This is a genomic window from Planctobacterium sp. AWM4_229, from assembly GCF_056160305.1.
In genome coordinates, this window is sequence record NZ_JBSWWX010000007.1 from 291,449 (window position 1) to 303,999 (window position 12,551).

General features: G+C 47.7%; 10 protein-coding genes. 4 read left to right on the forward strand and 6 right to left on the reverse strand.

Annotated features, from left to right (window positions below):
- Nucleotides 1-51 precede the first annotated feature (51 nt).
- The 6 genes from lpdA to ampD all read right to left on the reverse strand — a co-directional run bounded on the left by lpdA (nt 52) and on the right by ampD (nt 8,804).
- The gene (lpdA, locus tag ACXAGP_RS17145) at nt 52-1,476 is read right to left on the reverse strand and encodes a dihydrolipoyl dehydrogenase (protein WP_475262778.1); all 1,425 of its coding nucleotides are present in this window, start codon (nt 1,474-1,476) and stop codon (nt 52-54) included.
- A 206-nt stretch (nt 1,477-1,682) separates the two neighbouring features.
- Nucleotides 1,683-3,629, reverse strand: coding sequence for a pyruvate dehydrogenase complex dihydrolipoyllysine-residue acetyltransferase (gene aceF, locus ACXAGP_RS17150; RefSeq protein WP_475262779.1), 1,947 nt, complete (start codon nt 3,627-3,629; stop codon nt 1,683-1,685).
- A gap of 17 nt (nt 3,630-3,646) precedes the next feature.
- Complete coding sequence (gene aceE / locus ACXAGP_RS17155) at nt 3,647-6,319, reverse strand: pyruvate dehydrogenase (acetyl-transferring), homodimeric type (RefSeq protein WP_475262780.1); 2,673 nt, start codon at nt 6,317-6,319, stop codon at nt 3,647-3,649.
- A gap of 101 nt (nt 6,320-6,420) precedes the next feature.
- Nucleotides 6,421-7,188, reverse strand: a complete 768-nt coding sequence (gene pdhR, locus ACXAGP_RS17160; protein ID WP_338291602.1) for a pyruvate dehydrogenase complex transcriptional repressor PdhR — start codon at nt 7,186-7,188, stop codon at nt 6,421-6,423.
- A gap of 241 nt (nt 7,189-7,429) precedes the next feature.
- Entirely contained in the window at nt 7,430-8,326 is an 897-nt protein-coding gene (gene ampE, locus ACXAGP_RS17165) for a beta-lactamase regulator AmpE (protein WP_475262781.1), read from the reverse strand.
- Nucleotides 8,265-8,804 carry a 1,6-anhydro-N-acetylmuramyl-L-alanine amidase AmpD gene (gene ampD, locus ACXAGP_RS17170; protein ID WP_475262782.1) on the reverse strand — a complete coding sequence of 180 codons (540 nt, stop codon included), beginning with the start codon at nt 8,802-8,804 and terminating at the stop codon, nt 8,265-8,267. The genes ampE and ampD overlap by 62 nt, the downstream gene beginning before the upstream one ends.
- Before the next feature lie 107 nt (nt 8,805-8,911).
- On the opposite strand from ampD, the gene ACXAGP_RS17175 reads away from it, so the two are divergent.
- The 4 genes from ACXAGP_RS17175 to ACXAGP_RS17190 all read left to right on the forward strand — a co-directional run bounded on the left by ACXAGP_RS17175 (nt 8,912) and on the right by ACXAGP_RS17190 (nt 12,537).
- A complete protein-coding gene (locus ACXAGP_RS17175) occupies nt 8,912-9,430 on the forward strand; it encodes a retropepsin-like aspartic protease family protein (RefSeq protein ID WP_475262783.1) in 519 nt (172 codons plus the stop codon).
- A gap of 118 nt (nt 9,431-9,548) precedes the next feature.
- The gene (gene nadC, locus ACXAGP_RS17180; RefSeq protein WP_475262784.1) at nt 9,549-10,469 is read left to right on the forward strand and encodes a carboxylating nicotinate-nucleotide diphosphorylase; all 921 of its coding nucleotides are present in this window, start codon (nt 9,549-9,551) and stop codon (nt 10,467-10,469) included.
- A gap of 321 nt (nt 10,470-10,790) precedes the next feature.
- Nucleotides 10,791-11,225 carry a pilin gene (locus tag ACXAGP_RS17185; RefSeq protein WP_475262785.1) on the forward strand — a complete coding sequence of 145 codons (435 nt, stop codon included), beginning with the start codon at nt 10,791-10,793 and terminating at the stop codon, nt 11,223-11,225.
- A gap of 97 nt (nt 11,226-11,322) precedes the next feature.
- A complete protein-coding gene (locus ACXAGP_RS17190) occupies nt 11,323-12,537 on the forward strand; it encodes a type II secretion system F family protein (RefSeq protein ID WP_475262786.1) in 1,215 nt (404 codons plus the stop codon).
- Nucleotides 12,538-12,551: the final 14 nt, after the last annotated feature.

Genomic DNA, 12,551 nt, shown 5'->3' on the forward strand with positions numbered 1-12,551 from the left:
ACAAAAAAGGCCGCTTAATCAAGCGGCCTTTGGATTAGCTAAAAAGCGTTTTTACTTTTTCTTTTTCGCCTTAGGGTTAGGCAAATCAGTAATTGAACCTTCGTACACTTCAGCGGCAAGGCCGATAGACTCGTTCAAGGTGGGGTGAGCGTGAATGGTTAATGCGATGTCTTCGGCATCAGCGCCCATTTCTACCGCTAAACCGATTTCGCCCAGCATTTCACCGGCATTGATACCGATCATGGCACCACCTAATACGCGGTGAGTGTCTTTATCGAAAATCAACTTAGTCATACCTTCAGTACGACCTGAAGCAATGGCACGACCAGAAGCCGCCCAAGGGAATGTTGCAGTTTCGACTTTTAAGCCCTGCTCTTTGGCTTCTTTCTCAGTTACACCTACCCAAGCAACCTCAGGGTCAGTGTAAGCCACTGAAGGAATGCAGCGCGGGTCGAAGTAGTGCTTCATACCAGAAATCACTTCTGCAGCTACGTGGCCTTCGTGTACGGCTTTGTGGGCCAACATAGGCTGACCAACCAGGTCCCCAATGGCATAGATGTTGTTAACGTTGGTGCGCATTTGCTTATCAACATTAATAAAACCGCGCTCATCCACATTAACACCGGCTTTGTCTGCATCTACCAGGCTACCGTTAGGACGACGACCAACCGCTACCAATACTTTGTCGTAACGCACTGGCTCAGCTGGCGCTTGCTTGCCTTCGAAAGTCACATACAAGCCGTCATCTTTAGCTTCAACTGCGGTTACTTTGGTTTCCAGCATTACGTTGAACTTGTCTTTGACGTACTTCTGGTAAACCTTGATGATGTCTTTATCAGCAGCAGGGATTAACTGGTCCAGGAATTCAACCACGTCGATTTCACTACCCAGCGCACGGTACACGGTTCCCATTTCTAGACCGATGATACCACCACCTAACACCAGCATTTTGCCTGGAATGTCTTGCATTTCCAGCGCGCCAGTTGAGTCGATTACGCGCGGGTCGTCATGCGGAATAAAAGGTAAGGTTACCGGCTCAGAACCGGCTGCAATAATGGCGTTATCGAAGTTAATGGTAGTTACACCATCTTTACCTTCAACCACCATGGTATTGCTACCCGTGAATTTGCCGTAGCCTTGTACGTGCTTAACTTTACGCATCTTGGACATGCCAGACAGACCTTTGGTCAACTGACTAACAACGCTGTCTTTCCAGGCGCGTACTTTATCGATATCAATTTGAGGCTCACCAAAAGATACACCATGAGCAGCCATATCTTTGGCATCGTCGATAACCTTAGCAACGTGCAACAAGGCTTTGGAAGGAATACAACCCACGTTCAGACAAACACCACCCAGGGTGTCGCGTGCGTCGACGATAACTGTTTCAATGCCTAAATCCGCAGCACGGAACGCTGCAGAGTAACCGCCGGGACCGGCGCCCAGCACTACCAGCTGAGTTTTAATTTCGCTCATGATGACCTCAAAATTGTGTATTTGGTTGTTCTATCTCGTTCTGCTGCATTCAATGAGGGCAGCAACTAACTCTTGTTTTTTTGAACTCTTATTTTTCAAGCATAAAAGTTCGTTGTTGGGTACAAACGCCGCAAGTGTAAACAGCTAAAGCGCGAAAGGCAAAGGCAGGAACGCTTTCCTGCCTTATTTACTGTGCTTTTTTAACTTTACATTACCAGACGACGAATATCGCTCAGTACCTCAGACAGATGCACCGCAAAGCGCGCCGCCAAGGCTCCGTCTATCACCCTGTGGTCGTACGATAAAGACAATGGCAAGGTCAACCTTGGCTCAAACTCTTTACCATTCCACTTGGGTTTCATATCACTTTTCGATACACCCAATATGGCGACTTCTGGCGCATTTACAATAGGTGTAAATGCCGTTCCACCAATTCCGCCTAAGCTGGAGATAGTGAAACAACCGCCCTGCATATCTGCCGCCTTCAATTTGCCTTCGCGAGCTTTTTTACTGATATCCATCAGCTCGCGAGAAATCTCCAGCACGCCTTTTTTATCTACATCACGTACCACAGGCACCACCAAGCCATTTGGCGTGTCTACTGCAATACCGATGTGCACGTATTTTTTCAAAATCAGCGCTTCGCCGTTTTCCGACAAGGATGAGTTGAAAGTGGGATATTCCAATAAGGCACTGGCAGCGGCCTTCATGATAAACACCAGTGGCGTGATCTTAACGCCCACTTTGCGCTTTTCATTAAGGGCATTTTGCTGCTTGCGGAAGGCTTCCAAATCAGTGATGTCAGCGTCTTCAAATTGCGTTACATGGGGGATCGTCACCCAGTTGCGATGCAGGTTTGGACCGGAAATTTTCTGGATACGAGTTAACGGCTGCTCTTCAATTTCACCAAACTTGCTGAAATCCACCTTAGGTTGAGCTAGTACCTGCAAACCACCAGAGCCAGCTGTCGAAGTCGCAGCATTGGCCTTCGGACGGGATAACTCATATTTCACATAAGATTGAACGTCTTCTTTTAAAACACGCCCTTTGCGGCCCGAGCCAGAAACCTGTGTTAAATCCACACCAAACTCGCGGGCTAAACGGCGAATTGACGGTGAGGCATACACTGAACCCGACTTAGGTTTTTCACCGGCAGAGGGATGATGTGGGACTGGCGGTGCTTTTGGTGCCGGTGCAGGTGCCGATGTTGATGCGGCAGCGGGAGCCGGAGCACTAGCTGCCGGAGCTGGTGCAGGCGCTTCACCCGCCACTTCCAACATAATCACTGGCGAGCCTTTACTCACCTTATCACCGGTTTTAACCAACATTTCTTTTACCACGCCGGCCTTGGGAGAAGGCACGTCCATGGTGGCTTTATCCGTTTCCAGGGTAATAAGCCCGGTTTCAGCATCGATGCTGTCACCGACACTTACCAGTACTTCGATAACATCCACATCAGCAGCATCGCCGATATCAGGAACCGTGACTTCCATTACACTGCTGCCCGTTGAGGCAGGCACAGAAGTTGATTCCGCTGCAGGTGCAGGCGCAGCAGCGGCTTCTTCTGCCGCACCAGTACTTTCACTGGTTTCTAAAAGCAGTACCAGACTACCTTGTGAAACCTTGTCACCTACATTGATTTTAAGCTCTTTAACGGTACCGCCTTGGGGTGCGGGCACGTCCATAGTGGCTTTATCGGTTTCCAGGGTAATTAAACCATCTTCTGCTTCGACCTTATCGCCTGCTTTTACCAGTACTTCGATAACGTCAACATCTGCGGCATCACCGATATCGGGAACCAGCACCTCAATAACGCTACTGCCACCAGAAGCAGGTTGAGGTGCTTCTGCCGCAGGTGCCGGGGCTGGGGCTGGGGCAGGCGCAGCTTCTTCTGCTGCGTCTTCACTAGCTGTCTCAGCAGAGCCAGCTTCAATTTTCATGATCAGTTTGTCCTGACCTACTTTATCGCCTACGGACACCCGAATTTCACTGACTTTACCTGCAAATGGCGCAGGAATGTCCATGCTGGCTTTGTCGCTCTCTACCGTGATGAGCGCATCTTCTGCTTCAACGGTATCGCCAACAGCAACACAAACTTCGATAACTTCGACTTCTTCTCCGCCCACATCCGGGACTAAAACATCATTGCTCATTGCTCTTCTCCCGGTAATTACGCGTACAGCGGATTGAGTTTGTCGGCCGAAATACCAAACTTAGCGATGGCATCGGTCACCACTTTGGCATCGATATCGCCAGCTTTCAGCAATTCAGACAATGCCGCAAGTACCACGAACTTAGCGTCCACTTCAAAGTGATGACGCAAGTTGGCACGGCTGTCTGAGCGACCAAAACCGTCTGTACCCAATACCTTGTATTGCCCAGGTACGTAGGCGCGAATTTGCTCGGCAAACGACTTCATATAGTCAGTTGCGGCAATAGTTGGCCCGTTAGCACCAGCTTCCAGTACTTCAGTAACGTAGGCTTTTTGCGCCTTCGCTGTTGGATTAAGCATGTTGTGACGTTCAACGTCCTGACCATCACGACCAAGGTTGTTGAATGAGGTCACACTGTACACTTCAGAAGTCACACCGAAGTCTTCTGCCAGCATAGTCGCCGCTTCGCGCACTTGCTCCAGAATTGTACCGCAGCCTAACAGCTTGACCGACACCTTGGATTTCTTGGCTTCCACGGTATCCAGCTTGTAAATACCCTTTACGATACCTTCTTCAACACCGTCAGGCATGGCTGGTTGAACATAGTTTTCGTTCATTACCGTGATGTAGTAGAACACGTTTTCCTGTTCCTGGAACATGCGACGCATACCGTCCTGCACCACAACCGCCACTTCATAACCATAGGTGGGATCGTATGTAATACAATTTGGAATGGTGTTGGCCTGAACATGGGAATGACCATCCTGATGCTGCAAACCTTCACCGTTCAGGGTTGTACGACCTGCCGTACCACCTACAAGGAAACCACGTGCTTGTGAATCACCAGCGGCCCAAGCCAGGTCGCCAATACGCTGGAAACCAAACATCGAGTAATAGATGTACACCGGGATCATGGGTAGATCGTTAACAGAGTAGGATGTACCTGCTGCCAACCAGGATGCCATTGAGCCTAACTCGTTAATCCCTTCTTGCAGTACCTGACCTTTTTTGTCTTCGCGATAGTAGGCTACCTGATCAGAATCTTGCGGCTCGTATTTTTGTCCTTCATGGGCATAAATACCCACTTGACGGAATAAACCTTCCATACCAAAGGTACGGGCTTCATCCGGAATGATAGGGACTACGCGCTTGCCGACTTTTTTGTCTTTCAGCATGGCAGTCAGTACGCGTACAAATGCCATCGTGGTGGAAATTTCACGACCATTAGAGCCTTTCAATACCGCGTCAAAGGCGCTTAGCGGTGGCGCTTCCAGGGTTTCAGAACTTTGCGGTAGACGCTTGGGCATATAGCCGTTCAGAGACTCACGACGGGCTCTTAAATAGCGCATCTCTTCACTGTCTTCATCAAACTTGTAATAAGGCAAGTCCGCCAGCTTTTCATCCGCTACCGGGATATTAAAGCGGTCGCGGTACTCTTTGATTGCCGCGGTATCCATCTTCTTAACATTGTGGGCGATGTTCTTGCCTTCACCCGCAGTACCCATGCCATAACCTTTTACGGTTTTCGCCAGGATAACCTGCGGACGACCTTTGGTTTTAGTGGCTTTGTCATAGGCCGCGTAAACTTTAACCGGATCGTGACCACCACGGTTCAGACGCCAGATGTCATCATCAGACATGTTGGCTACCATCTCTTTCAGCTCTGGGTATTTGCCAAAGAACTTCTCACGGGTGTATGCACCGCCTTTGGCTTTAAAGTTCTGATATTCACCGTCAACGGTTTCCATCATCAGATCCATCAGTTTACCGGAAGTATCGCGAGCCAATAATGGGTCCCAATAACGTCCCCAGATAACCTTGATCACTTCCCAACCCGCACCGCGGAATGTACCCTCAAGCTCCTGGATGATCTTGCCGTTACCACGTACCGGACCATCAAGACGCTGCAGGTTACAGTTGATAACAAAGGTCAGATTGTCCAGACCTTCACGAGCAGCCAGGCCGATAGCACCCAAGGATTCTGGCTCATCCACTTCACCGTCACCCATGAAACACCAAACCCGCTGATCCGAGCAATCTTTTAAGCCTCGGTCAGTGAGGTACTGTAAAAAGCGTGCCAGATAAATGGCTTGCATTGGGCCCAGGCCCATCGATACCGTCGGGAATTGCCAGAAATCAGGCATCAATTTCGGGTGTGGATACGAGGATAAACCTTCGCCGTTGGCTTCCTGGCGGAAGTTATTCAGCTGCTCTTCGGTTAAACGCCCTTCAATATAGGAACGTGAATAGATACCAGGCGCCGAGTGACCTTGCACAAACAAATAATCGCCACCACCATTTTCGCCCGGAGCGCGGAAGAAATGGTTAAAACCCACATCATAAAGCATGGCCGAAGATTGGAAACTGGAGATATGGCCACCTAATTCCAAATCTTTTTTGGAGCCGCGCAATACCATCATCATGGCATTCCAGCGGATCACGTTGCGGATCTTAGCTTCGATGGTTTGATCACCCGGCATCGTTGGCTCTTGTCCGGCCGGAATAGAGTTGATATAAGCGGTTGTGGATTTGTGTGGTAAATGAACGCCACTGCGACGTGCTTTATCGATCAAAGATTCCAGCAGGAAGTGAGCGCGGTCGGCGCCCTCTTCTTCCAGTACTGCATTGAGTGCTTCTAACCATTCTTGCGTTTCTTGTGGATCCAAGTCTGGTTGCATCGTATCAGCCATGCTGTGTTCCTATATTTGTCGTTTTAACCTTTAGATTCCGGTACAAAACCAGAAGCTACCATAGTAAAAGGGACGAATCGCGCTGCGACTCATCCCGAATTTTAATGGGAGTGTTCACTCCCCACCTCAATGCGTCGCAATGCACGCTGCATTTGAGAGTCTTCTGAATTAATTTCCAGAAGGGTTTTTTCTATAAATGCCAGATGCTCATTACTGGCCTGACGCGCCAATTCTGGATTCCCCGACACTATCGCAGCCACAATCTGTTTGCGCTGTTGATGGATCTGTCGATAGGCCTCGGGTCGCTTGCGCAACAACGCCAGGTTACCTTCAATGTTGTCCTTTAACACATCCAGCAAGTTACCCATGATGTGCAGCAAAACTACATTATGAGAGCCTTTCGCCATGCAGAGATAAAACTCCACCAGCGACTCAGCCTGTTGTTCAACACAGTCTTCCTTGTAGGCCACCTCAGTTCGGGTTAGCGCTTGATTCAGGGCCATAAAGTCCCCTTCATCACCACGCAATGCCGCGTAATAAGCGGCCATACCCTCCAGAGCGTGACGAAATTCCAGCAAGTCAAACTGACTCTCTGGATAGGTAGCGATTAACTGCATTAAAGGATCAGTCACCTTAGGTGCGAGCTTATCGCTCACCCAGGTACCACCACCTTGTTTGCGCAGCAGTAATCCTTTGGCTTCCAGCTTCTGTATGGCTTCGCGCAGTGAAGGTCTGGAAACATTAAACTGCTCAGCAAGCTGTCTTTCCGGTGGCAATTTTTGACCAGCCAGAAATTGTCCTTCCAACAACATGGCTTCCAATCGTTCAACAATAATGTCAGACAATTTTTTATTTTGTATTTTTTGCATCTGTATCTGTTGAGTTGAAACTATTCAACCAGTCTTTTTCGCCAGCGTTTACCACTTTACGAAAAGGTAAATTGGTCTTACCAATTTTTGAAGGATATCGAATCTGCTTGCTCAGGTAAAGCCCATCGGGTTTTCGGATAACTAAGTTGTAGTCGCTAAATAGCAAAAAGGCCACGTAAACCGTGGCCTTTTTCAATATAGTCAGCGCTGGTCTGACCTCGATATGCAAGCCTTTTTTAGGCTAATTTATCCACCCGCCAAGGGTTAAAACAGCGGTTACTGCCAACAAAAGCATCATATTTCGCTTAGCAAGTCGCAAAAGCGTGCAAGGCTCTTCTGTGCAATCCATGGTATCGGGTTCCACCTCTTCACTGGACTTGGCTACCTGTGTCACTATGTCGCGGGCACTGATAGTTAAATCAAATAAATAACTGCTGAAGGACTTCACACCTTGGGTAAAATGCCCCACCAATAAAAAACCGCAAGCAGCAATGCGCGCCGGTACCCAATCTAAAATCGCCATGACTCTGGCTGCCACTTTGCGTTGTGACTCATCTGGCGCCTGGCTTTCCACCAGCCTTGCCGTGAGATACATCACCGCCCCCGTGCCACCCAGAATTAAGAACCAGAATGCAATGGCAAAATAATAGCGAAAGTTTATCCACACCATGTGCTGTCCGAATGAGGTGTCAGATGACGGCTGAAACTTCAGTTCCTCAGCGTATAAATCTCGAGCGGCAAAATCGCCGCGATTGGAGGCTTGCAGATATCCTTTGAACTTGGCACGAATATGAGGACAGCCAACCGCAATAAATAACACCACCAGGTTTAACAATAGTGTTAACAGACTGCTTTCCAGGTTCAAAAAAAGCCACCACATCACCAGCGTGGGCATGGCGACGGCGAGGTATATTTGCCAGGCATTTGCGGTATATAACCAGCCTTTTGAGCGCAAAAAATCGAGATAAGGCAACATATACGTTTCGCTGCGCCAGACGTTCGACTTGGTCGTCAATCTTTCCAGTGCAATGACAAGTAACAAGCTGATCAAGGTCATGTAAGTTCTCTTATTGTAGTTAAAGCGCTTGGCGATAGCGGCACCAATCGAAGGCTTCGCCGGGATCGGTTTTTCTGCCATGGGCAATATCATTGTGCCCTACTATACGCCCTAAGTTAATGCCTGGATATTGGACCATTAAACATTTTGTCATGGCGATAAGTGCTTTGTACTGAGCATCTTCGTAAGGCTCATTATCAGCCCCTTCTAGCTCTATGCCGATGCTAAAATCATTGCAGCGAGGGATACCTTGAAATACGGACACTCCTGCATGCCATGCTCTTTCATCAAAATTGACAAACTGAGTGATCACACCTGTGCGTTCAATCAAGCAATGAGCAGAAACCCGCATTTTATAAATCTCTTTGAAAAACTCATGCTCCTCAGGATTTAACCGGCCCATGAAAAAAGGCTGCACGTAACCCTGACCAAATTGTCCCGGCGGCAAACTAATATTGTGTATAACCAGCAACGAGGGGCTCTCGCCTTCAGGTCTCTGATCGCAATGAGTGGTTTTGCACTTTTCAGCCTGTTGCAACCACCCGTTGTTGATATCCAATGATTCATCCCGATTCTTTGTTTAAACCTATTATTGCATGATTCTTTTGGAATTTTGCGCCAGCAGTGTTAGTTTTTATTGGCTTTTTTACTCTTTCGGAGCCTCTTTTGTCAGCTGAACAAAAAACCACATCGCGATTAGGCACGGGCATGTTTATTTTGGCCTGGCTAATTGGACTGGCTTTAATCAGTGTCCTGTTCGAGGACTCTCTGCTGGCACAATTCAACCCGAATGATAAACCTGAGAGCCGTTTTGAAAACGGTAAGCCGACTGTGGTGTTAAAACGCAACCGCTATGGTCATTACGTGTCCAGCGGCAAGATCAACGGTCGAGAAGTTGTATTTTTAGTGGATACCGGCGCCACTAACGTATCCATTCCAGTGACAGTGGCAGAAAAACTAGGCTTGCAAAAAGGCGCTCCCGGCAGAAGTATCACTGCCAATGGCACAGTCACTGTTTATCGCACGACGATTCCCTTGCTGGAATTAGGTAACATCCAGCTCACGAATGTCATCGGTAATATTAATCCGGGTATGCAAGGACCGGAAATATTATTGGGTATGAGTGTCTTAAAACAGTTAGAATTTACCCAACGCGGTGACACATTAACTCTGAGGCCATTGTAATAGAACCTTTTCAGAGACTTTGGGAATTAAAAAGCAATTGTAAGATACCCCTGCTTTGTATACAGTCCCGCGTCTAAACAAAAGGCTCCATTTAGAATAACTTTAGTGCAATAAGCCCATGACCCAATTCCAGACTTTACTCAACGCAGAGATCACGCTGTCAGTGCTCACCAGCCTTTGGCAAGACCTCGGCGAGTCTCCAATACAACAGTTAACAAACGGTATTCCAACGCCAGAGGTTGCCAGGCAGCAACTTCAAAGCATGCTCAAAAACGATGTTACAGCCAGCCTGATTGCAGAAGACGACATGGCTCATGCATCCGTGATCTGCAAAGAGAATTGTGTTTTTGTGGGGAAAGCCTGGGTGGAAAAAACCTTTGCATTGCTGGACGATCAGCTCGACATTATCTGGCATACCCAAGATGGGCAAGCACACCAGGCGGGTGATACGCTGTTTGAAATAAGGGGCAATACCCGCGCGATCCTCACCGGAGAACGCACCGCTCTTAATTTTGCTCAAACCTTATCCGCAACGGCCACTGAAGTCGCTCATTATGCTGAATTATTAGCCGGTTTTACGACGCAAATACTAGACACCCGAAAGACTATTCCCGGACTGCGTTATGGCCAAAAATATGCGGTTACCTGTGGCGGTGGTGCCAATCACCGCATTGGTTTATACGACCGATTCCTGATAAAAGAAAATCACATCATGGGCTGTGGTAGCATCACAGCGGCAATCACAACAGCCCGAAAAAGAGATAACCGCTTGTTGGTTGAGGTTGAAGTGGAAAACCTGTCTGAGCTTAAACAGGCTATCTCAGCTGGAGCTGACATTATTATGTTAGATAACTTCAGCCTGACAGATGTGGAACAGGCTGTTGCCATAAATCAGAGACAGTGCAAACTGGAGGTGTCCGGCAATGTAGAAGCAGAGCGTTTACACGAGATTGCCAACACAGGGGTAGATTTTATTTCCTCAGGCGCCATAACCAAGAACATAAAGGCTATCGACCTTTCCCTACGGTTAAGCAATTAACCTAATGACCAATTCCATCCCCCGCTAACCTCCTGAAAAGCGCAAAGGTTTTGTGAACAATTTCACAGTTCAGGAGGTTTTTCGTACAAAAAGTCGTCGTTTGAGAATCAGTTATCAAATTACATCCTTTTACAAGTACAAATTTGTGTCTAATCTTGTCGATACAAACTTAAGAAGGGTTGGCAAACTTGCCCAATGAGAATTGCCTTCTATACTGAGTTTGGAAAGCCTGGAAATTTTTCAAATCTGATAAATGACTGGTCTGACTTAAACGAAAGCTACAAATATTAAGCCGCATAATTGCGCAACTGGAGATAGAAAATGAATCAAGTCGAAAACAACCAAAAAGGTTTTACACTGATAGAACTGATGATTGTTGTGGCAATTATCGGTATTTTGGCAGCGATTGCCCTACCCGCTTACCAAAGCTACTCTGCGAGAGCTTCTTACAGTGAAGTCATCTCAGCAGCCAGTCCGGCAAAAACAGCGATGGAAGTCTGTGTGCAAACTGGCTCGCCTACTGATTGCTCAACGTTAACCGTACAAACAGGCTGGACCGCGTCTGCACTGGTAAACACTATCGCATTTGGCGGAGCAGGTACCTCAGGTGACCCCTACACCATTACAGTAACACCTGCTGCAAGTGTAGTAAGTGGTATCACCGCATCTGAGACCTATACTCTGTCTGGAGTTGAATCCAGCGGCGCCATTACCTGGACACAAGGCGGCGGCTGTCAGGCAGCAGGTCTGTGCTAAGCTAAACTTCTCTCTTAAAAGCCCGGTGTAAGCTGGGCTTTTTTGTTTGTAGTAATACCAATTGGCAAACTGATAAAAATAAAAAACAGCGATAACCATGGCAGCAAAAGAAGCAGAAAAACCCGAATTTATCTGGACCGGGAAAAACAAAAAAGGTCAAACGGTCAAAGGGGAGTTTATTGCCGACTCCATGAATGATGCAAAATCGATACTGCGTCGTCGAGGCATATCGGTTACAAAAATAAAAAAAGCGCCGAAGCCCCTGCTGGGGGGAGCTAAAATAGAAGCGTTAGATATTTGTAACGTTTCCCGACAAATCGCCACCATGTTATCCGCTGGCGTTACCCTTATTCAGACTCTGGAGATGATCGGACAAGGGCATGACAAAGCCCCGATGCGCAAGATGCTGGGACAAATCACTCACGAAGTACAATCTGGCCAACCCTTATCTAATTCTCTACGTAAGTATCCCGACTATTTTGATGATTTGTACTGCGACCTGGTGAAAACCGGTGAGCAATCCGGTGCCCTGGAAAACATTTACGACCGAATTGCCACCTACAAGGAAAAAGCCGAAGCGCTGAAATCAAAAATTAAAAAAGCCATGTTTTACCCGGTTGCCGTGGTGGTGGTGGCCTTTATCGTCACCACGATTTTGTTGATTTTTGTAGTGCCGCAGTTTGAGGAAATTTTTGCCGGATTTGGCGCGGAACTTCCGGCTTTTACCCAGTTCGTGCTTAACATTTCAAACTTTGTGCAAAACAACGGCCCGTTCATCGCTATGGGTATGGTGGCATTTGCGTTTTTCTTTAAACGCGCTTACAAAAACTCGCAAAAACTCAGAGATACCTTGGATGCCAAACTGTTAAAGGTCCCCGTTATCGGAGACATTTTAGTAAAGGCGTCCATCGCCCGTTTTACCAGAACCTTATCAACAACCTTTGCAGCAGGCGTCCCTCTTATTGAGGCATTGGAATCGGCTGCGGGTGCTGCAGGCAACGCCGTTTACCGCGACGCAATTCGTTACATGAAATCGGAAGTCGCTGGCGGAGAGCAAATGAATATTGCTATGCGCACTACCAATGTTTTTCCGCCCATGGTAGTACAAATGGTGGCAATTGGAGAGGAGTCAGGTTCAGTTGACGATATGCTGGGTAAGATAGCTACCATCTATGAGCGCGAAGTAGACGACATGGTAGACGGCCTCACATCCTTATTGGAGCCAATTATTATGGCCGTTTTGGGGGTGGTGATTGGCGGATTAATCGTTGCCATGTATTTGCCTATATTCCAACTGGGCATGGTGGTGTAAACTGCCTTCAATTC